This window comes from Mycolicibacterium canariasense (assembly GCF_002101555.1).
In the GTDB taxonomy this organism is placed as follows: Bacteria; Actinomycetota; Actinomycetes; order Mycobacteriales; family Mycobacteriaceae; genus Mycobacterium; species Mycobacterium canariasense.
This window is the reverse complement of sequence record NZ_LQOL01000053.1, coordinates 1-21956: the sequence shown is the minus strand read 5'-3', so window position 1 is coordinate 21956 and position 21956 is coordinate 1. Positions and strand designations below refer to the sequence as shown.

17 protein-coding genes and 1 pseudogene are annotated in these 21956 nt (G+C 65.9%); 4 read left to right on the top strand and 14 right to left on the bottom strand.

Translation table 11 applies throughout. The features are described from left to right. From AWB94_RS18660 to AWB94_RS18635, 5 genes and pseudogenes are all read right to left on the bottom strand, one after another. Positions 1-2867: pseudogene (locus tag AWB94_RS18660) on the bottom strand (hypothetical protein); the annotation flags it as partial. A gap of 72 nt (positions 2868-2939) precedes the next feature. Further along, a complete protein-coding gene (locus AWB94_RS18650; protein WP_062656872.1) occupies positions 2940-3572 on the bottom strand; it encodes a zinc metalloprotease in 633 nt (210 codons plus the stop codon). Between the two features lie 104 nt (positions 3573-3676). Further along, positions 3677-4456 (bottom strand): hypothetical protein, encoded by a 780-nt coding sequence (locus AWB94_RS18645; RefSeq protein WP_062656873.1) that lies wholly within the window; start codon positions 4454-4456, stop codon positions 3677-3679. Between the two features lie 28 nt (positions 4457-4484). Then, positions 4485-5012 (bottom strand): hypothetical protein, encoded by a 528-nt coding sequence (locus tag AWB94_RS18640; protein ID WP_131805295.1) that lies wholly within the window; start codon positions 5010-5012, stop codon positions 4485-4487. A gap of 278 nt (positions 5013-5290) precedes the next feature. Next, positions 5291-5521: a hypothetical protein gene (locus AWB94_RS18635; RefSeq protein WP_062656875.1), complete on the bottom strand. Its 231-nt coding sequence runs from the start codon at positions 5519-5521 to the stop codon at positions 5291-5293. A gap of 129 nt (positions 5522-5650) precedes the next feature. Between AWB94_RS18635 and AWB94_RS18630 the strand changes: the two genes are divergently transcribed. After that, on the top strand, positions 5651-6181 hold the full coding sequence (locus AWB94_RS18630) for a hypothetical protein (protein ID WP_131805296.1): 531 nt from the start codon (positions 5651-5653) through the stop codon (positions 6179-6181). 162 nt (positions 6182-6343) lie between these two features. Here AWB94_RS18630 and AWB94_RS18625 read toward each other — a convergent pair whose 3' ends face one another. The 7 genes from AWB94_RS18625 to AWB94_RS18590 form a co-directional block, all read right to left on the bottom strand. Further along, positions 6344-7060, bottom strand: a complete 717-nt coding sequence (locus AWB94_RS18625; protein WP_062656877.1) for a recombinase family protein — start codon at positions 7058-7060, stop codon at positions 6344-6346. Positions 7061-7101: 41 nt separating this feature from the next. Beyond that, complete coding sequence (locus AWB94_RS18620; protein ID WP_085122476.1) at positions 7102-7296, bottom strand: hypothetical protein; 195 nt, start codon at positions 7294-7296, stop codon at positions 7102-7104. Next, the gene (locus AWB94_RS18615) at positions 7293-7736 is read right to left on the bottom strand and encodes a hypothetical protein (protein WP_062656879.1); all 444 of its coding nucleotides are present in this window, start codon (positions 7734-7736) and stop codon (positions 7293-7295) included. The genes AWB94_RS18620 and AWB94_RS18615 overlap by 4 nt, the downstream gene beginning before the upstream one ends. 101 nt (positions 7737-7837) lie before the next feature. Then, a complete protein-coding gene (locus tag AWB94_RS18610; RefSeq protein WP_062656880.1) occupies positions 7838-8059 on the bottom strand; it encodes a hypothetical protein in 222 nt (73 codons plus the stop codon). 139 nt (positions 8060-8198) lie between these two features. Further along, a complete protein-coding gene (locus tag AWB94_RS18605; RefSeq protein ID WP_234811787.1) occupies positions 8199-9167 on the bottom strand; it encodes an AAA family ATPase in 969 nt (322 codons plus the stop codon). 922 nt (positions 9168-10089) lie between these two features. Beyond that, entirely contained in the window at positions 10090-10293 is a 204-nt protein-coding gene (locus AWB94_RS18595) for a helix-turn-helix domain-containing protein (RefSeq protein WP_062656881.1), read from the bottom strand. Positions 10294-10443: 150 nt separating this feature from the next. Then, entirely contained in the window at positions 10444-11562 is a 1119-nt protein-coding gene (locus AWB94_RS18590) for a tyrosine-type recombinase/integrase (RefSeq protein ID WP_062656882.1), read from the bottom strand. Positions 11563-12401: 839 nt separating this feature from the next. Between AWB94_RS18590 and AWB94_RS18585 the strand changes: the two genes are divergently transcribed. Continuing rightward, entirely contained in the window at positions 12402-13541 is a 1140-nt protein-coding gene (locus tag AWB94_RS18585) for a type I restriction endonuclease (RefSeq protein WP_234811786.1), read from the top strand. A 93-nt stretch (positions 13542-13634) separates the two neighbouring features. Here AWB94_RS18585 and AWB94_RS18580 read toward each other — a convergent pair whose 3' ends face one another. Both AWB94_RS18580 and AWB94_RS18575 read right to left on the bottom strand, forming a co-directional pair. Next, the gene (locus tag AWB94_RS18580) at positions 13635-17777 is read right to left on the bottom strand and encodes a cadherin-like domain-containing protein (RefSeq protein ID WP_062656884.1); all 4143 of its coding nucleotides are present in this window, start codon (positions 17775-17777) and stop codon (positions 13635-13637) included. A 152-nt stretch (positions 17778-17929) separates the two neighbouring features. Next, positions 17930-18436 (bottom strand): nitroreductase/quinone reductase family protein, encoded by a 507-nt coding sequence (locus AWB94_RS18575; protein WP_062656885.1) that lies wholly within the window; start codon positions 18434-18436, stop codon positions 17930-17932. 44 nt (positions 18437-18480) lie between these two features. Between AWB94_RS18575 and AWB94_RS18570 the strand changes: the two genes are divergently transcribed. Both AWB94_RS18570 and AWB94_RS35165 read left to right on the top strand, forming a co-directional pair. Then, the gene (locus tag AWB94_RS18570) at positions 18481-19608 is read left to right on the top strand and encodes an acyltransferase family protein (protein WP_084395157.1); all 1128 of its coding nucleotides are present in this window, start codon (positions 18481-18483) and stop codon (positions 19606-19608) included. A 321-nt stretch (positions 19609-19929) separates the two neighbouring features. After that, on the top strand, positions 19930-21933 hold the full coding sequence (locus AWB94_RS35165; protein ID WP_062656886.1) for a PQQ-dependent sugar dehydrogenase: 2004 nt from the start codon (positions 19930-19932) through the stop codon (positions 21931-21933). Positions 21934-21956 lie beyond the last annotated feature (23 nt).

Below are 21956 nucleotides of genomic sequence, written 5' to 3'. Positions count from 1 at the left end.
TTCCCGACCGGGCCCACCGCACCCAACGCGGCGCCGAGCGGGTTGCCTTTCTGATCGAACTCGGGGAAGAACGTGCGGGAGTCGCCGCCGAACCCGTTGATGATGCCGGCCAGGAACGTCTTGCCGATGTCCCCGCCGAACGGGCGACCGCCCTTGGTGACGCCGGTGCCGGTGACTGCGCCGGACAGGGCATCGACACCGGTAGCGGTATCTGACAGTGGGCCAGTGAGCTTCCCGACCAGAGCATCCCGGATCTGTGACAGCAGACCGATAACCGTGTTGTCGCCGCCAGGCGCATCAGGAACGAGTCCGCCGTCACCGAACCCGACGACACCGCCACCGCGGTACCCGCGGCGGGAAATCCCAGGACGGAAGAACGAATTCACCCGATACAGCCAGTTGGAACCCAGCGCCCGCATCGCCTCCGGGATCAGAACACCCTCACCACCGGACATCGGAACGAGCATGTTGTCGACACCCGGGGAGTAGCCGGGCAGCACACCGCCGTTCGCGTTGCCTGCGGACGCACTGCCCGACGTGCGGCCACCGAACCCCGGGAACGCGGTCAAAGGGACGGTGACGTTCTGCGCGGCCCGGGCCCGGAACGCCGACAACGCCGCATCGGCCTTCGACGTGTCGGCCGTGATGACGACCTGCCCGTCGATGTTCTTCGCTTTCAGCCCAACCGCTTCGAGCTTCTGCAACACCTCCGGCGTGTTCTCCCGGAGAATGACCTGACCGGTAGGCAACGCGGTGACCGCATCGCCGACCGCCTTGATAGCGGCCTGCGCGACGCCGGCCTGATCAACGATCTTCTGAAATGGTGCGACACCGCCATCCAAAGCTGCCCGCGCGCGCTGGCTGGCGTCCGTCTGGGCGACGACGCTCGGCAGGTTCGCGTTCGGCGGAACATACCCCGGGTCGCGGGGGGTCAGGCCCCCGCGATCGCCGGGCAGGAATCCCGGACCGAGCGTTCCAGGCAGCCCCAGCTGGCCTTGCGGCACAACCCGGTTCGGATCCGGCCTCGGCGTGCCGTTGGCGAAAACAGGGGAGAATGCCACCGCAGCGCCAGCCGCGCCGCCGATCAAAACTCCTGGCAGGCCGAAGCGGGAACCGGCCAGCGCCCCACCGAGAACCGTCGACCCCAAGGTGCCCGGGTTGACGGTGCTGCCGTTCTTTTTCTGGTCAGGGTCGTTGATCTTGTCGAGAGATTCGAGGATGCCGGGCAGGGCAATCGCTATACCGGCGAAGGCCTTGTTCAGTCCGCCGGCTGCGCCGGCCGCCTTACCTGGCAACTTGTCGAGCAGTCCACCCAACGACGTGATCGACGTTATGAGCGATGCTAAACCGGTGAACGTCTTGAACGCGGCGAAGGCGACAATGACGCCCTGAACGAGGCCGGGCATGTCCGCGAGCGCGTCCGTGACACCCTTCACCGCGGGCAGGATGACGTCGCCCCACCGCTGGAACCCCTTGAACACGTCGCCGACGATGCTGGCGACGTTCCCCAGGATCGGGATCCACTCCGAAAGCCGCTGCCGCGCATCAGCGAAGAACGTCGTGAGTTTCTGCTGCCCGTCCGCGCTGTTGAGGAACGTTGCCAGCTTGTTGCTGCCGGTTTCCAGCAGCTTCAGCAGGCCGCCGTCACCGCCGGCGGCCTTGGTGATCGCGGTGATCGACTTGCCCAGGTTGAGGAACGTGTTCCCGAGATTCGTTACCCCCGTGAGCCCTTGGTCGATCCACTTCGCCAGCCGGCCATCCTGATCGGCGGCGGTGATGAAGTTGGAGAACCGGGTGGCTACCCGGCCGAGCGCGTCAGCCAATCGTGGGATCGCGTCGGAGCCGGCCGCCGCCAACGTCCCGATCCCTTTGACGAGCGGGTCGATCGCGGCGTTCGCCCGCTTCTGCCCCTCCGCGGTGTTCCCGAAAATGCGGTCCAACAGGCTGCCAGTGGAATCGGAGCCCGCGGTCGACAACAGCTGCTTCAGCGTTGCGTTCCACGCCTCGCTGATCCCGCCGAGGCCCTTGGTGACGTTCGGCATCCGCTTGGCGACGAGATCGTCGAAGCCTTGCGAGATGCCGTCGAACATCTTCGCCTGCAAGCCCTTGGTGAGGTCTTTCAGGGGGCCTTGGGTGAATTTGGAGACGGACTTCGCCACGTTCTGCGCGGCGGGGTCCATGTCCTTCATCGCCTCGGTGATCTTCTTCAGGTCACCGTCGTTGAGGGCTTTGATGGCGTCGCCCATGCCTTTGAAGCCGAGGACGGCGGTGCCGATGGATGCGCCGGCGGTGGCCCAGACGCCCGGTAGGACGAGGCCGGCTTGGGCGAGTTGTTGGACGGCGCCGACGAGGTTGGTGACGGCGAGGGTGGCGGTGGGTAGGGCGGAGGCGCCGAGGGCGATGCTGTTGAGGCCGACGGGCCCGGTGAGGAACCCGCCGATGCCGCCGCGGCCGCCGCCACGTGACCCACCACCGCCAGAACCGCCGCCCCGGGTAGGCGGAGGCACCGACGGCTGCGGGGCCGCCGCAGCGGCCGTCTGCGCCGCCGTCAACCGCCCGTACGCCGCAGTCATCCGGTTGATCGCCGCCGTCTGCGCATTCAACGTCCGCACCGACGGCAACGACGCCTTGAACAACTCCGCCGACCGGGCCGCCTGCCCGTACTGATCACCCAGCCCGTCGACCTGCTTCAGCAGCGCCGTAATCGGCCCCGTCTGCTTGGCCGCCGCCCGACCAACCGAACCGAACTCACGCTCAAGCCGGTTCAGATCGTTCGTGGCGCCCTTGGCCGACGACCCCAGCTCAGCCATAGCCGGCTTCGCGATCGCGACCAACTTCGCCAGCGCGTCCGCACCGTCAATAGTCATACCGAGACGGATAGAACCGACCGGAGTCGTCATGCTGGCCCTCTCTGCCTATCTATACCCACGCGCGCCCTGTCAGGCCCGCACGGCCCGCATCCCGGCCCGAATAGCGGCCAACTCGAACGGATGCCGTGACTCGTCAGCGCTGAGACCCAGCGCTGCAACAACATGCTTGTGCTGGACTTCGCCGTCACGCGCCAGCTTGCGGGCAACCGCCACGACTGCCGGCCAGCACCGGTCGATCAGGCCGACAACGTCGCGGCCCTCGGACCCGAGCCGGCACCGGTGACGGTCGCTGCCTCGGCCGGCCCCGGCGGACGCCGCCATGACCGACGCCACGATCTGCGGCGACGGCCAACCACCACCGGCGCGGAACTTGGCCTGTGCCCACGGCCCTGCGTAAGCAATCTCAGCGTCCGCACCACCGAGTGGCATCGCAGCCACCACCACGCGCCCGGTGGTGCCGTCGTCCTCCTCCAAGCCGCGATGCAGGATGTATCCGCGATCGATTCGAGCTCCGAGCGCCACGGCCGCCACACAGTGTCCCGCCTCGTGGAAAGCCCGGTTGCCGTACTCGCGCTCATCATCGGTCAACCCATCCGCGCCGACCCTGGCGGCTGCCTCCGTGGCGGCCGCGAACGCTGCCCGACTCTCCGGGGACAGTTGCGACCACCACAGATCCAGCGGCGAAACCTCTGCTGTCTTCACGACATCTCCTTTCATCGATGACGGAGGAGATGGCGGCGCGGCCCCGGCACATAGCGCAGATCAGACAACACCGACATCCCCTCCCTCACAACCAAACCGAACAACTACGGGGTCACCGTGACCGCGCCGAAAGTGGCCTCATAGCCCACCACCAGCGACCGTTCGACGGACGCCACAAACGCGTCGTGCGCCTCGGTAATCCCCTCGTCGACCTGGACGGGCTGCCGCCAACCGAACGGCTGCGACGTCGCCACCAGTGTGTCGCCCAGCCCGGCCACGTAGCCGCCGCCGAACACCCACTGATGCCCGCCCGGCGTCCGGAGGGCAGAACCCGTCCGCACGAGCAGCTGTGCCTGCGCCGCATACGGCAACCAGCCTGCCCGCGCGTGCACAACCCCCAACGTGTTCGCCTCCGCGAGCGCATCCTCGATCTTGCTCACCGCCTCCACCAAATCGCTAGCGGCGGCGGGTGTTCCGGCGTCATCCAGCAGCCGTTCGGCGAACGCCTGCTCGACGGCGATCGGCTCACGCATTCGGTGAAGCTGCTGCGCCCGCGTCCGCGTCTCGGCCCGCGACTCAGCCCGCATGTCGCAGCTGCTGGCCGACCACGAGACGACCGCCAAGAACGGCGCCAACGGCTCCGGCCGAACACCCGGCAGCTTCCGGTCCTCGTCGGTCAGATCCGCCTCCGAAGCGCACCACGCCGCCGACCAGATACCGAAGCCACCGACGTCGCCGAAATTCCAGGGCCGCACTTCCAGACCCTCCGGCAACCACCGCAGCGGCTCCGCCGAATCCTGCCAAATCGTCGCCGAATCCAACCCATTCGGCGACGGATTCACCAATGGCGCATCGAAGCGCTGTGGTTGAAAAACCGTGGTCATTCCAAAATTCCCTTCACATCAACTGAACTCACGACAAACCCAGCCGGCGCAACGTCTCATCCGTCCGCTGCTGCGCCGCCAGATCGACCTCAGACCGGGCAGCCCGGCCCTGCAGCAGCATGACGCGCCGACGCTGCAATTCCGGGAAACGAGACTGCAGCCTCCGAACCCGCTGCCACAGACCAAGCCGGAACTCCGACGCCGTCGACAACGCGTCCGTAATCGGCAGATCAAGCACCGAAACCCGATCGGCCGGCTGAGCCTTCACCACCGCAACCACATCATCAGAAACCGGAGACACATAGGCCACCAAGACGTCCACCCACGCACCCGACACCAGATCGGACTCGGCAATCTCGGGCGCCCGCTCGTAATCACGGTCACGCACCAACGCCGCCAACCGATCCCGCATACCTTCCGGCGCCCCGGCCCGCACCCGCACCAACGCCTCAACCAGATCCCGCCGCAGATCCCGCACCGACGAAGCGATCGCCTGCACATCCCGCAGCGGCTCAACCGGACACCGATCGTCACCGAAATTCCGCCGATCAGCCATCCGCACACCATCGGCGAACAGCCCAGTGATTTCAGACGCCAGCGGCCCGCACACCTCCGACACCTCGATACGCGGATCGAAGCTCAGAAAATGCCCGCATCCCAAGCCTTTGAACCACCTCTCCCGATTGTCCTGCTGCGAGAACGCGAGCAGCCGCGGCGGCCCGGGCTGAATCAACCGCTGCCGGGGTCGCGGCGCCGGACGCTCCGAACGCGGCCCCGTCATCAACGGACGTCGCCCCTCCGAACCCGGAACCGGCGCAATATCCCACGCCGCCGTCACGACGCCACCGCCTGCTGCAACGACGCCACCAGCCGGTCCACAGCAGGCCGGGTCAAATGCGCGGCCTCCGCCGCGATCACCCGACTCACACGATGCAACGCCAACTGCTCATCGCACTCAACAACGCGCGGATCATCGTCCCCGACGTGCCGCGATTTCAGCGCCGCCTTGCGGCCCGCCCACGTCGACGGAGTGATCGACGCCGGGTCATCAATCGTTTCTGCCATGCGAACAGGGTGAACCCACAGGGTGCAGCGACGCAGCGACGCAGCGACGCAGCATCGCTGCGACGCGGGCCCGTGAAACATTGCCGTGAAACCACGGCAATGTCGGGTGGAACGGTTACCTTCCCGGCCATGACAGCCGAGCTCACAGGCGACCACGACCTCCGACGTCACGACGGAAAAGCAGCCCCCAGATGGGAACCCGACCTCCAACTCATCCCAGCCATGCTCGTGACACCACGATGGCCGCGAAAACTCACCGACTACGAGGCGGCCGACCGCGCATGGATCGTCGCCGGCCTCACCCTCGCCGGATGGCCCGCCCACGAAATCGTCGAACGCATCGGCGGCTCCATCCGACTCATCCGCGCCCTGCGCGCCGACGCCATGACCGAAGCCTGCCGACTATGGCAACTCGACATCAAACGCCTCGAAACCGAACTCCGCCAAGAACACATCGCCCACACAGCAACCCAAACCGCACTCACCCAAGCCACCCGCGACGTCGAACGAAAGAACACCCAGATCGACCAGCTCATCGAATCACTACGAGCCACACGATCATCCACACCGACACCGAGCGACCAGACCACCCGCCGACGCCGACGCAAACGCCGCAACAGACACCACCCCAGCACCCGCCGACGCAAACGACACCACTGAACAGGCAACACGTTCCCGGAACGGCAAAACCGTTACACACGAACGTGTAACACACCACCCCTGACCAGCAAAAACTCCCCACGTGAACCAAAAACCGTAGGAATTTTCGAGGCACCGGCGCCCCTTGCGGACAGTGGGGGTCGATCCGAAAACAGCAGGGGATCAGGCGGTTAGGCTCGCAGCGACCTGGCCGCGCTCCACGTTCCGCACCGTCGCCGGATACCAAACACCGCCACCGCGGGCAGTCGGCACCTGCTCGGCGTTGAGCACCGCGCAGATCTGCGGGTAGCTCTTTCCGGCCGCACGCTCATCCAGGATGCGTTGCACCACCTCGACGGGCAGCACCGGCGGGCGGCCGAGACGTACGCCCTGGGCTCGCTTCTCGGCCAACGCTTCACGGGTGCGCTGCCCGATCAGTCGACGTTCGTACTGGGAGAACACCGTCATCATCCCCGCCTGCGCCTCACCCGCCGGTGTGGTGGTATCCACCGCCACGTCGGCCGTGAAGACCTTCCAGCCGCCGCGGCGGGCCTGCTCGGTGAGCAGCGCTGTGTCCAGCACTGAGCGGCTGATGCGGTCGAGCTTGGATGCCACGAGGGTGCTTGCCCGGCCGGCCTCGATGGCGTCGACAGCAGCGGCCAGCCCGGGTCGGTCTGCGATGCCCTTACCGCCGGATATGCCTTCGTCGGAGAACCATTCGACAATCGTCCACCCGCGACGCTCGGCCTCCGCGGTGATCGCTGTGCGCTGCGCGGCCAGGCCAGCCCCGGACCCGACCTGCTCGGTGGTGGACACGCGCAGGTAGGCGATGACCTTGTCGTCCAGCGGAGCCACCAGTGCGCGGCGGCGTCGACGGATCTGGGTTCCATTGGCGGGCATGTCCTTATCATAATCGACCGTTTACATTAAGGCACTGGTAATCACAGGAAACAGATCGAGCTGAGAGCCGCCTGCCGAACCACACACCTCATCAGCAGATCCTCAAGCTCAGCGATCAACTTCGGATCCTCATCAGCACGGACCGCCTGGACCCAGCCACGCATCACCTGCTCGGCCAACGTCTTCCATTGCTCAACCGACTCGATCCGCGCGGCCTCCCGCTCCGACACCATCACTGCCCGATCGCCTTCTGCTCTCGTTCCTCGATCTGGCGATGCAATGCGGCGCGCATCTCCTCGATGATCTCGGTCGGCGACCGCTGAATCTTCACGTTCACGTTCTCCGACCCGAGGCCGTACAGCTTCGCGAACTCCGCGTCCGCCCTGGTGATCGCGTCCGTCAACTGGGCGACCGTCCGGTAATCCCCACGATCGAACGCCTTGTCCAAAGCCTCGACCGCCACACCGAGCACATGCCGCTTGCGCTCCACGATGCCCACAGCCGCGCCGGCAGCATTCGGCAAGGGATTCCGTGCCAGGTGCCGCTTGTGCGCGTTCTGCGCGGCACCGGTCGACTTGAACTTCAAAGCGTCCCGGATCTCCGCCCACGTTTTTTGCTCGACCTCCCGCAAGAGGTACGCCTGCTCGGCGCGGTGCCGGGAGGCCAGGAGGGTCATGGTCCTGGGCATTTGCCTCATTGCCTTTCGTTGGTCTGGGTGTTTGTGGTGGTCCTGGGGTTTTTGGTCTACCTCATTGAGGTGTCTGATTAGCCGCTGGTTCAGGGGGTTTCGAGGTCGAGTGGGTTGTTTTTGATGATGTCGCCGAGTTCTTGGTGGTCGGCTTCGGCGGCGTTGGTGACGAGTTTGGTGAGGTCGCCGTTGAGGAGGCCGAGTGCTGCGAGTGCTTGGACTTGCCACATGTTGGAGTCGGGGCTGGTTTCGAGGTTGAAGAATTCGCGTAGGTAGTGGATGAGTGTGCGTTCTTGGTCGATGTTGCGCATGGTGTTCCTCTCAATATGTGACTGCGTCCCGACTGCGTCCCACTGCGTCCGACGCGGTGGGCGTGCATCCGTCTGTGACTGCGTCCCACTGCGTCCGACCCCCCGTAGGGGGACGCAGGGACGCGGTCACGGGACGCGGTCATGCTGGGTTCTGTTCTTGGGTGTGGGGTTGGGACGCGGACGCGGTGCGGTAGCCGCGTGCACCGCGGGCGCCGGGTATCTCGATGAGGCGCCGTGCGAGTACGAGGTCGTCGAGGGCGTTGCGGACGAGTTCGTCTCGGATCTGGTGGCCGGATTGGCGGAGCGCGGCGAAGAGTGTGCGGGCGGATTTGACGGCGTGGTCGGGTTGGGCGTCGATGGTGGTGAGGACGATGTCTGTGGTGTTGTCGAGGGCGTCGGCAAGGCCGATGACGGGTTCGTCGTTCTGGGGGGCGTATAGCGTGAGGAAGTCGGGTCCGGCGGTTGGGGTGTCGTCGACGACGAGTGTGGCCAGGAACGTCTTGCCGGGCACTTTGGTGGGCTTCCCTTCGGCACGGAGGTAACCGGGTCGGTCTTTGGTGACGAACACATGGGAAGCGCCGCGACCACGGCGCCCGAATGGGGTGTCGTTGGTGAGCACGAATCTGGCACCGTCGAGGGTCGCGCCTTTGTGGACCGTGCCGTAGCCGTCGAGGCGGCTGGGATCGGAATTCATCGGGATGTGGTCGCACTCTGCGACGGCGGCGCCGGCGGCCTTGAACGGCACCACGACGTTGCGGCGGAACACCGCCCAGCCCTCCATGTCGATCTTCACGCCCTGCAGAGTCATGGCTTCGTTGACGCCGTCGAGGACGACGAGTGTGGGTTGCATCGCGACGAGATCGTCGAGCCAGCCGCGGCGCATAGGGCGTGTCGGTGCGACGAAATGGAAGTGCGACAGGATGGCGCTGTCCGGCACGCCGATGCGCTGGAGCCGTTCGATTGTCGAGCCGGGGTCAGGTTCCTCGAAGTGGATATAGACGACGTGGTGTGCGGCAATCAGTTCGGCTGTGACGCAGGCCAGGGCCAGCCAGGTCTTGCCGCTCTCGGTGGCGCCGAGGAATGCGTGTTCGCGGCCGGGGTACAGCATCCGAAGTCCGTCTGCGCGGCAGGCTCCGACAGTGGGCGCCGGCTTCGGCTTCTCACCGCGGAGGTAGGGCCCGAGGTCCATCGGTTCCCATGTTGTGGGTTCGTCCAGATCCGTCGTTGGGTCCGATTTGAGATCCGACCCTTCGGGAATGTCTGGCCCGGGGTCCGGCGGGAAAGGGTCGCATTTGAAACGCGACCCTTCGGCAGTTATCCCCCTAGCGGGGGCGTCTGCGCTGCCGAGTGGGTGCCGGGACATCGCTTCTCGTGCGCGCCGTTCCACGTCAGGGTCGATCGCAGTCACGCGGACCTCTTTCGCTGCTCTCGTCTACCAGTTCGGGCGGTGCAGGGGGTGGCGCGGACCTTGCCGTGCCGGTTGGTGCACCACTCCCCCGGCAGTGCCCCGCATGTCGCGCAGACGCGGCGGATCGCGCCGCCCGCGGCGTACGCGGCTTCGATAGGTGCGCGGGTCACGCTGGCATCCCGAGTTGTGCGAGACGCTGCGCGAGTCTGCGATCGGAGCCACCGCGGCGCCATAAGGCGCGCAGGGTCTCAAGGTCGAGTAGCGGCGTATACCCGGCCTCGAGGATGTGTTCGGCGGCGTACCTGGCGGCGTCGGTCAACCGTTCGGTGCGCGCTGACTGGTCGCGCCAGCAGCGGCATTCGTGTGGGTCACGGCAGCCGCATTGGAGCGGGACGCTGCGCTTGGCGGCTACGCGCCGCCGATCCAGTGCAGCAAGCGCTTCCTGCTGCGCCGACGTCCGCACACACCGGCGCAGCGGTTCGCCCGACCTGCCGCCACCCCGACGCGTAAACTTGGCGGCACCTTCGGTTGCTTGGCGGCGGTCGTGGTGTGGGACGGCTTCTTGGCGGGGGCCGTCCCTTTCCATGTTCGGAGGGCCGTTCCCTTCGGCAGTGGCCATGGCTCAGACCGCCGCGGGCCGGATCGGCTGCTTGAGTGCCTCGATGCCGGACCGTGGGATCCGGATGAGTCGGGAGCCCTTTATGCGGTAGGCGCCGGGAAGTGTTCCGGCCGCGACGTAGCGGCGGACTGTGGTGATGCCGACCTGCAGCTCTTCGGCGGCTTGCTCAAGGGTTAAGTCGCCTCGTGGGCGCTCGTTTTCGTTCATGGGCGCAGACGGTAATTCGGGGGGGTGATATGGCCGTGGTTTCACGGATGTTTCACGGCCGCGAAAGCGTCTGACCTGCGGCTTTGAGACCGAACATCACCGGAATCGGGGCATGTTTCACGCCCTTTCCGATTTCAAATCGGGAAGTTACTACTGACCCTCGGTGGCCAGCTGGGATAGCGCATCCGCGATCGCGGCGTCTCGGCCGGTGACCACCTGTTGGTAGAGGAGCGAGGCTCTGACGGTGGAATGCCCCATTCTCGCCATGCTTTCGGCGAGGTTGCCCACTCGGGCGATCTGGGTGCCTGCAAAATGGCGTAGGTCGTGTCCCCGAACGCCTTGGCGACCAATGGCTTTGAGCGCGTCGGCGAAATACTCGCGACTGAACACCCGGTCGTTCATGTGCCCGCCACCTGCCGCCGGGAACAGTAGGGCCTCAGGGCCAGGCTGAACATAGGTGTCGAGGTGGTGTCGCAGGTCCGCCCTGATGTGGGGCGGTACAACGACCGTGCGCCCCTTGCCCGACTTCGGTGTGTCTACCCGATACTCCCCGTCGCGCCGGGTGACAGCCCGGCTGATGGTGATGACCTCGCAGTCTGCGTCGACATCTTTGCGGCGCAGTTCAGAGACCTCGGACCAGCGGGTAGCGCACCAAGCGGAGATGAGTACCAGGGCCTTGAGTCGGGGCACAATTGCGTCGGCCAGGTCGGCGACCTCGGACACGTCGAGGATGATCGGGTCGCGCTTGCGGGGTGGGTTCATGGCGCCGCGGATCGCGCACGGGTTGGACGTCAGTAGCCCGTCCTGTACCGCGGTGGCACAGATGGCGTGGAGTAGCCCGTAGGCGTGAGAGTTGCGCCGCGGATGCTCGGTACCGAGTCCGGAGAACCAACTACGTACGGCCGCGCTGCTGAGGTTCTTGAGCGCGACGGCGCCGAGCTTGGGTTCGATGTGCAGGCGCAGGCTGTCCCGATACGCCGAGCGGGTCCGGGGTTTGACGTTGCGGTGCTCGATCCAGTCGGCCGCGTACTCAGCTACGGTGACGGCCTTCGCGCGGGACTCGGCCACGCGTTGCGCCGGCGGGGTCCACACGTCGAGCTCGATTTTGCGGCGCTCGTCGGCCAGCCAACCCTCGGCATCTATGCGCGCGCCGAACGTGGTTGGCGCGGTATGCCGGAGGAGGTCCGGGCCGATGTAGCTAGCCTGGAAGCGCTTGCTGGGTAGCTGGCGTAGGTACCCCCAGCCACGGTGTCCCCTCTTTCCGACCACATGGGAAATCTACCGCGTTGGCGTGCGATCCATGTGCTATCCGCGTGTCGTTTGGTGAATCCTTGTGGCCTCTCGCGGTAACGGCGTAAGGTGCGGAATACAGCAGGTACCAAGCTATTTCGGCTGGTCCTGGAAGTATCGGGCAACCAACCAGGCGGCTAGTTCGAATCCTGCCGGGGGCACCATGTATCAGCGCAGGTCAGAGCCTCTTCTCGACTGACCCGGCAACGCTTCGGGCCTTGTACGTTACTTTCGCGCGGCCTCGCCCGCTGTTGGATTCAATTCAAGTCCGCGCTATCACGACAACCGTTGCCGGCTTCCGAGCCGCCGACTGCCCGTTCGACCACGTCCAGTCCTTCACCGCGGACGTCCACCGCGGCACCACGGTAGCGCGGGTCGCCCCCGCATGAGCCCTGCCCGCGTGCACCAACATCGACCTGATGGTTTTAGAGGTGCTCAGAAAAGCGGTACATCAACCGGCGGCCTGTAGTGGTCCAGTCGGCGCGCCACATCCGTGTCAGCGCGTCGAAGACCTCACATCGACACACCGAACCGTTTCCGCCTGGCACTTCGGTGAATCTGGTCGATATAGGGCACCGCGCTACCGATCTGTACCCACCACCCCATACGAACGCCCTGAAGTCATTATGGCGGCAAGTCGGATCTTTATTACTTCGACCTATGGTCACCCACCACATCCCCAAGAAGTTCTGGCAATTCGCGCCAAATCAATGAGCGGCGCAGGGCGATTCATCTACAGTTGCTCGATATCCGCTATAAGAGGGGGCGACATGGCATTCTCGGACGGCCTAGTTGTAATTGCAAACAAAATTCGCGATATGCGCGAATCGGTTGAGACCGAGGAAGCGACCAAGAACGCGTTCATCATGCCGTTCATCTCGACCGTGCTCGGTTACGACGTCTTCAACCCCTCGGAAGTCATACCCGAGTTCACTGCTGACGTCGGCGTGAAGCGTGGTGAAAAAGTTGACTACGCAATCTTCAAAGACGGCCAGGTTCAAATTCTTATCGAATGCAAGAAGATCGGCGACCCACTGGACTTGCGTTATGCCTCACAATTATTCAGATACTTTGCTGTCACATCTGCCCGCATAGCGATACTCACTAATGGTCAGCACTATCACGTCTACACCGACGGCGACCTGCCGAACCGCATGGACGAAAAACCGTTCCTCGTTTTCGACCTCCTGGATATCGATCGCACGCTCGTGCCAGAGATACAGAAATTCTGTAAAGAATCGTTCGACATCGACTCCGTCGTCAGCGCTGCGGAGGAACTCAAGTACATCGGCGGGATCCGGCGGATCATTGCAGCAGAGGTGAAGGAGCCCTCAGAGGAGTGGGTCCGGTTCTTTGTGAACCGGATCTACGACGGGCGCACGACACAGCGGATCATGGAACAGTTTCGCCCACTAGTCGCAAAGGCGCTCGCGCAGTACATCGGCGACCAAGTCAACAGTCGTTTGAAAACGGCGCTTGGCGACGATGCGCCAGATCCGAACCGGTCGACGGAAACCGCACCTGTTCTTGCGCCTCCCCAACCACCTGTAGGTGCCGCCACCGTTGGTGAGACGCCTGCCGCACCGGCCGGCACCACCGATCCGGACGTCGTTACGACCGACGAGGAACTCGAAGGCTTCAACATCGTGCGAGCCATCGCGGTTTCGGAGGTGGCGCCGGAACGTGTGCACTACCGAGACAGCAAGTCTTACTTTGCAATTCTCCTGGATGACAACAATCGCAAGCCGATCATCCGGCTGAATCTCAACGGCAAGAGCGTCAAGTTCGTGACCACGTTCGAACAGGGCAAGGACGTCGGCGTCCGACGCGACATCAAGTCGGTCGTTGACATCTACACCGTTGCGAGCGAGCAGATCCGTCAAACCATCAGACGGTACGAGAACAACGGCGCAGCGACTGAGCCAAGCCCAGAGATCATGGCAGAGCCCCTGGCCTGACGGCGGCCACCGCGATCGGGAGCGCGCGATGCTGTGCCGAAGGTGGAGCCGTCCTGGTTCTCGGCGCAGGGATGGCCATACCCACGAGGCCAGCTACAGCACGGTCGCCTGGTTCTCCGCAATCACGGCGGTCACCACATCCCAGGCCGGCTTGGGAGTCCAGTCCTCGCGCAACAGCCCGAAGGTGTCCTGCACCGGGTCACTCGACTCGTAGTCGGCGAAGGTGTGGATGAACGCCGGGCCGGCGAAGTCCAGGGTGCGCCAGGTGCGCAGGAAGTCTCCGATGTAGGCGGCCTGCACCTCCTCGGAGACGTCCGAGGTCGGCTCACCGTACTCGGTGGCCCAGATCTTCTTGTTGCCATCACCATTGGCCGCCATCACCGCATGCAGCTGCTGAGCCTGGGTGAACGGCACACCGGCGTGGCCCTCGCCGGCCGAGAACAGCACCGAGTACAGATACGGGTGATACGCCAGCGCGTCGAAGTACCCGGCCGCGCCCGCGGCATACATCTGAGACAGGAAGGTCACCGGGTTGATCGCCGGGCCGCCAGAGGTTTCCATCACCGCGGCGACCGAGCCGGCGACCACGACGGCGTTCGGGTCGGCCTTCTTGATGGCGGTGTAGGCGACCTTGAGCAGGGCGGTGTAGCGCGCCGCGTTCGGGGTCGGCGCCCAGAACCCGTTGTAGTTGGGCTCGTTCCACACCTCGTAGTCGGTGATCTGGCCCTGGTAATGCTGCGCGACCGCGGTGACGAAGTCGCCGAAGGCCACCAGGTCGGCCGGCTCGCCGGCGTAGTCGGGTTGCCCGGGCACCGCCGCCCACTGCGGGGTGGAGTTGATCGCGGCCAGCACCTTGATGTCGTGGGCGTTGGCGCTGGTGATCATCCGGTCCACGGCGTCCCAGTCGAATTCGTTGTCCATCGGCTCGACCCCGCCCCAGGGCAGCATGATGCGGATGGTGCCCACACCGGCGCCCTTCAACAGCTCCATGGCCTTGTCGGTGTCGGTCTGGGAGTAGAAGTACATCTGTTGGGTGGTGACGGCCACCGTGGTGGCGCGCTGGTCGATCGCCGTCGCCGACGGCGGCACGATGCTGACTTCCACTGTGGCCGTGGTGGTTCCGCCGAAGGCGTCACTGATGTTGACGGTGAAGCTGTCGGTGTCCTCGCCCTCGGTCACCAGCGCCCGGTACCGCGCATCCACGTCGGGGGTGTAGGTGAAGTGCCCGGCGGAGGTCACCTTGACCTGACCGTAGGCCGGTCCGGAGGCCAGGCTGTAGCTCAGGGTGTCCTCATCGGGGTCGTCGGCGCTGACGATGCCGGTGACCGTGCCGATCGCGGTCGACGTATCCGTGGTGGTTCCGTGACCGTTGATCGGTGCGGCATTGGTGGTGGGGTTCGGGGCGATGGGCACCTTCACCGAAGTGGTTGTGGTGCCGCCGAATCCGTCACTGACCGTGATGGTCACGGTCTCGGTCTTGGTGGCCGAGCTGGCGCCGGGCTTGGACGCCGCCAGCCGGGCCGCCGTGGTCGGGGTGTAGGTGAACGAGCCGTCGGGGTTGATCACGATCGAGCCCTTGGTCGTCTTGCTCGCCGTGTAGGTCAGCGTGTCACCATCGGCGTCCGTCGCGGTGACGGAGCCGGCGGCCACCCCCGAACGGGGGTCGGTGTTCGTCACGATCGCCTTGGCCCCAGTGGGTTTGACGTTGGCGGCCCCGATCCGCACATTCACCGTGACGGGTACGACGCCGCCGTGACCGTCGTCCACGGTGACGGTGAACGTATCCATCCTGGCGTCGTGGCCGGCGCCGAGGGCAAGTGCGGCGGCCCGCGCCTCGGCCGTCGGTGTGTAGGTGAACGCCCCGGCCGCGGTCATCGTGACCGTGCCCTTGGCGGGCCCGCTGGTCACCGCGTAGGTGCGCTTGTCGTTGTTGGCGTCGGCGGCGGTGACGCTGCCCTTGACGACACCGGTGGTGGTGCTCGGATTCCCGATGGTCGTCTTCACCGTCGGGACGGCGTTCAGCGGGTCGATCGTCAGCGGGATCGTGGTGGTGACCGAACCGTACCGGCCGTCGGACACCGTGACGGTGAACGAGTCGGTGACCGTGGCACCCGGCACGGCCGCGGCGTGCCGTGCGGCGGCCGTCGGGGTGTAGGTGTAGGTGCCGTCCGGCTTGAGCACCAACGTGCCCTTGGTCGGCTTGGTGTTCACGACGTAGGTCAGCGGGTCGCCGTCGAAGTCCACGACGCCGACCTTGCCGCTGAGCGCGCCGGTGGCCGGGTTGCTCACCACCGCAACCGGATCGCTGGAGAACGGGGCGGTGTTCGGCGGCACCAGCGACACCACGCGGACGGTGCCGTTGGTGGGGTCGGTCACCCACATCTGGGTGCCGTCGGCGCTGAGTGCGACGCCGGATTGCGGCGAGGTCGCCGCGGCGCCGACGTTCGTGACGCCGAGCACCGAGCCGTCGGTGGTGCGCAACGCCACCAGCAGGCCGGTGCTGGTGGTGACCATGATCGCGCTGTTGTCCTTGGTCAGCGCGATACCCGACAGCGGCTGCCCGAAATTCAGGGTTCCGGCGATACCTTGGGTGAGGTCGAGGAGGGTGACCCCGCCGCCGGCGTCGGCGACGTACAACTTCTGGAAGGTCGGGTCGACCGCGAGGCCGACGGGTTTGCCCGCGATGTCGACGATGCTGGCGGCGGTGGACGCACCAGAGGAGAAGTACGAGATGTTCCCGCCGCCAGCCGATGTCGCGCTGACCACGAAGATCAATTTCCCGTCGGGCCGCACCGCGATCTGGCTGGGCACCATGCCGTCGGCGAGCTTCACCGTGCCGGCGACCTTGTTGGTCGAGGTGTTGATCTTGGTGATCGTTGCGGCACCGTTGCCGACGTATACCGTGCTGCCGCTGGGGTTCACCGTGATCGCGGTGGGATTGGCCACGGCCACCGTGGCTTTCAGCGCCCCGGTCTTGGCGTCCAGGACCGTGACGGTGTTGCCGGTCGAACTCGACACGTACAGCCGGGATCCGTCGCGCTTGACCGCGATACCGTCGGGCGCGGCACCGGCTTGGTAGACGGCGACGACGGCGTTCTTGGTGGTGTCGAAGACGGTGACCGTGCCGGTGGCGCGGTCGGTGACGTAGGCCCGGGTACCCGAGGTGACCACCGCACTGGGGTCGTTGAGACCGCCGAGGGCGGCCGCACTGAAGAACGGGGACGGGCTGACCGGGACATCCACCGGCACCGCAACGGTGTTGACCCCGTCGGTCACGGTGAGCGTCATCCTGATGGTGTCGTCGGTGGGCGTCAGAGATGCGCTGAAACGCTGCGCCGTGGTGGGTGTATAGGTGATCGTGGCGGCTTTGGCGTTGTACACCAGGGCGCCGTCGGCCGGCGGGCTCGCCAGTCCGACCGCCACCTTCTTCCCTTCGGGGTCGGTGGCGGTGAGCTTGCCCACCACCACACCCGTGGTTGCGTCGGGCCGGCCCCAGCTGACGGTCGCGACGGGTTGCTCGTTGACCACGGGTGCCGCCAGGGCTTGGGCGCTGACCTGACTGGTCTGCCCGATCTGACGGCGGGCCGCGGCCAACATCACCCAGGACAGCGGTGACTGCGCCGACCCGCCGGACAGCATCGACAGGAACGACGACAGCACCGGACGGATAGCGGCGGTGAGCAGCTTGCCGATCGTCTGGACCGGATTGGTGACGGCCGGTTTGGCCGGCGGAGTGACCGCCACCGGAACCGTCGTGGTGGACCACTGCGTCACCGACACCGATGCGGTGGCTTTGGGAGCCGGGTTGGCATCGACCGCGGCAGCGGCGGTGGTGGCCTGGGTGCGCGCTTGCGGCGCGGGGTCGGCTGTCTGAGCAGCCTCGGTGACGCGCGCCTTGGGTTTGGCCGTGGGTTTCCTCTTCTTGGGCTTGGGCACGTCGGATTGCTCGGCGCCCGAATGGGATTCACCCGTTGTTGTTTTGGTGGGCTCCGGCGCGGCGGAGTCGGTGCCGGTGGTCGGTGGCGTGTCGGTGTCGGGCTTGGTGCCACCGGCGGTGTCCGGGGCGGTCCCGGTAGGTGTTTCGGCGCCAGTGGACGTGCCCGTCGACGTGGAGCTGCCGGTGTCCTCCGGCGTCGCCCACACCAGGCCGGCCGGCGCGGCGACCGCCGAACCGATGCCGAGCGCCACGGCCAGCGCACCGACCCGGCCGACATACTTTGCGGACCGCAGTGCCATCGCGTCCCCCCTCACCCATCAGTGACCTACTGCTGAGCGCGAGCTTCGGTTTAACTGTGCGAAACGGCAGTAATTGACGGGAGTGTATGCGGCGCGCAGCCCCGCCGGGACGGAGTTGGAAAATTATTTGCTGCCCACCCGACACACGGCGGCTATTCCGGGCGCGGCGTCAGCCGGAACACCGGGATGTGACGGCCCCACCGCCCGGTCTTGGCCCGGTAGTCCGCATAGCCGGCGTAGGCCTTCTCGGCCAAGGCGTACACCCGCTCGTACTCGTCGGGGTCGGTGATCTCGCGGGCGACGAATTTCTCGTCACCGAACTCACACTCGGGGTGAGCCTTGAGATTGTGGTACCACTGCGGGTTGCGCCGACCGCCGAAGTTGGAGGCGACCAAGATCGGGTGGCCACCGTCATGAAAGTACGCCAGCTGGTGCACCCGCGGCCGTCCCGACTTGGCACCGATCGATGTCAGCGGCGCCTGCTCCACCGCACCCGCCAGCGATGTGTAGCTGCGGCCGGTGAGCCGGAAGAACCATGGGTCGATATGGCGTGCGATGTACCGGGCGAAGGCTTGACCGGGTGCCGAGCGCCCGAACGCCTCGGCGAGGGCGAACAGTGGGCCGTGCTTCTTGTGTGGATCGGCGTAGGGCAGCGGCATAACGTCCGGGATACCCCCGAAAAAAGTTAGCTACACTCGAAGAAATGACTGCGGGCCCGTCGACACAGCTGCGCGGGCCCGCCACCGCGCCCGCCCGCGACTCGGCATCGCGTCAAGCCTCCCTTACCGGGCTGCGCGCCCTGGCCGCACTCATGGTCGTCGGCACGCATGCCTCCTTCGCCACCGGGGCGCTGGGCCTCGGCTACCTCGGCGCCCTGCTGGGGCATCTGGACATCGGCGTGCCGATCTTCTTCGCACTGTCGGGGTTCCTGCTGTTCCGACCGTGGGTGGTCGCCGCGCGCCGGGGCACAGCGGCACCGCGGCTGCACCGCTACGCGCTGGCCAGGATCCGCCGGATAATGCCGGGTTATGTCGCGGCGGTGCTGTTCACCTACGTCGTCTACCTCTACTTCACCCCGGGACCGAATCCCGGCCAGACCTGGCAGGGCTTGCTGCGGCATCTGACCCTGACGCAGATCTACACCGACAACTACCTGGTGACCTATCTGCACCCGGGGTTGTCGCAGATGTGGAGCCTGGCGGTGGAGGCATCGTTCTACGCCGCGCTACCACTGCTGGCCTACCTGTTGCTGGGCCGGCGCCGGCGACCTGCCGCGCTGTTGGCGGGCCTGGCGGCGCTCGCCGCCGTGGCACCGGTGTGGCTGGCCATGGTGGTGCACACCGATTGGCTGCCGAATTCGGCGGGCATGTGGCTGCCCGCCCATCTGGCCGCGTTCGCCGGCGGCATGGCTCTCGCGGTGATCCAGCAGACCGGGTTCCGGGTCCGGGTTGGGGTGGCGCTCTCGGCTGCGGCACTCGGCTACCTGACCGTCGCCACCTCGGTCGGCGAGAATCCGTTGACGCGGGCGGTGCTGTACGCGGGCATCGCGATGGCCATCTTGGCTCCGCTCGCCTTGGGCGACTCAGGTGGGTGGACACGGTTCCTCGGCAGTCGGCCCATGGTGTGGCTCGGGGGCATCTCCTACGAGATCTTTCTGCTCCATGTGGTGATGATGGCCATCGCCATGCATCTGGTGCTGGGCTGGCCGCTGTTCACCGGGTCGGCCATCGTGCTCGCCGTGGTGACGCTGGCGCTCACCGTGCCGTTGGCCTGGCTGCTGCGTGAGGTGACGGTAACTCGTCGGCCGGCCGCCGTACCCGAAAGGCGTTGACCCACAACACCCGCCACCGATGCCCTGACTGAGCGGCAGAGTGTTTGCAACCCGAAATATTCCGGCCTTTCTCCGAAAAGTGGCGCCAGCACAGCGAAGTCGTCCACCAGCAACGCTTCGGTCGTGCCGCGAACGCGCGCTCACCTGCGCCTTCGATTGAGTGATCCAGTGGTTCAGCACATCACGATGCCTGCCGGTTTCGACCGCACACGGGGCGCACGTTTCCCGGTGTTTAGGAATTCCCCGCGCGATCACCGAATCCCGGTGCGATAGTTGCCCGCAAAGTCTGAGTGTGAGCCGCTGAAATCCTTGGGGGGAGTTGTGACCAACAGTCATCGCCAGGTGCCGTCGACCATCATGACCGCCCCCACCGGGTACGCCCGATACGTCGGACGCGTGGGCGCACTCGCCGTTGCGCTGGGGGTCACCGGCGCCGTCGCCACCACGCCCGGTATCGCCCGGGCTGACGACACCTCGCCGTCGTCGTCTTCGTCTTCGTCTTCGTCTGCGTCTTCGTCTTCGTCTTCGTCTTCGTCTTCGGCGGCCGACGCCACCTCCCCCACCACCGACCCGTCCGCAACCGAGGCCACGCCGCCCGCCGACACCACCACCGGAACCGACACGAGCACCACCGCCGCCGGTAGCACCGGAACGACGGGCACCACCACGCACAGCGGATCGCAGACCGAGACGGATCTCGGTGGGGGCGTCATCATCCGTTCCTCCGGCGGTAGCACCTCGCATTCGTCCGGGACGGATCCCGCCGAAAGCGAAACCGAAGACGAGACCGAGACGACCGAGACCGAGACGACTGATCAGGGCGAGACGATCGATCCCCCCGAACAGACCGACACCGGCACCACCGATGACGGCACCGACACCAGCGTCGAGGAACCCTCCGGGGCCTCCGGTACTTCCCCCAGCCCGACTCCCGACCACACTCCACCCACCACCCCGGACGCGGGCGGCGCCGGCACCACCCCAGTTCCGACCTCCCGGAATGCCGCGCCGCAGAGCACCGACCCGAACACCCCTGCGCTCACCGGATCCTCGGGCGCACAAACGTTCAGCGCCGCAGCAATGATGGACGCGGCGCCCAGCCAGGCGAGCAGCCCCACCGCAGCCACGGTAGCCACCGCCAATCCGATCGCATCCCTGGTCAAGCAACTGCCCACGCCCAATGAGGTGTTCCAGCAAGTCAAGTCGTTCGTCACGACGTGTGCGTGCACGCTGATCAACCAGACCCTCAAGCTGGTCAACGGACTGTCGAAGACCATCTCGAACCTGATGGCATCCGGAGGCGGCGGGGGCACCGGCGACCCGGCACAGACACCGATTCTGTGGACCATGGTGGCCTGGGTGCGCCGTCAGATCGAAGGCGCCGTCACCGCCTTCAACCGCTCCCCGCTCGGCGAATTCGTGCACGACGTGACGACCCGGATCACCACACAGATCCAGCAGACCATCAGCGGTATCGTCAACTCACCACTGGGCTACACGATCTCGTCCCGCGTTACCCGATTCCTGCAGGAGTGCAACGGCACCGTGTCGTTACCCGACGATCTGGATCGGCTCGCACTGGTGGACGGGCTGAACGAGCCGACCGATTTCGACTTCATCACGCATATCGGCGACGACGGCCAGGAGCACATTCACGCCATCGTCATCATCGAAAAGTCCGGGGCCATCAAGATCTACGACACCGAAGAGGGCACCCTCTCGACGCTGACATCGCTGCCCACCACCAACGCCAACGGCGAACGTGGCCTGGTCGGCGTCGAGGTCGACCCCTTCTTCAACGATCCGACCTCGGCCGGCTACCACAAGATCTACGTCGCCTACACCAATGCGCAGAATTACGACCAGCTCTCCAAACTCACCGTCGACGCCAACCTGACGACGGTGCCCGACGAGGAGGAGCTGCTGCGCTCCGACCAGCTGGGCAACGACTTCCACCACGGCGGCGAACTGGAATTCGACCCGACGGGCACCTACTTGTACTGGGCCGTCGGCAACAACGTCGTCAACGAGAACTCCCACGACCTGACCACGATCCACGGCAAGATCCTGCGGATGAATCGGGACGGGTCGGCCCCCGAAGACAACCCGTTCTACGACAACCCCGACCCGGACGTGGTGAAGCAGATCTATGCCATCGGCTTCCGCAATCCGTTCCGGTTCGGCTTCGCCCCGGACGGCACCCTGCTCTCCGGCGATGTCGGCGAGGCCTCCTGGGAGGAACTCAACGTCGTCGTCGCCGGCGGCGATTACGGGCTCTTCACAGATGAGGGTGTAGAGGTGGTTGGCGCGTCGTTGCCGGGATAGAGGTCGAGGTCTCTCGAAAATGA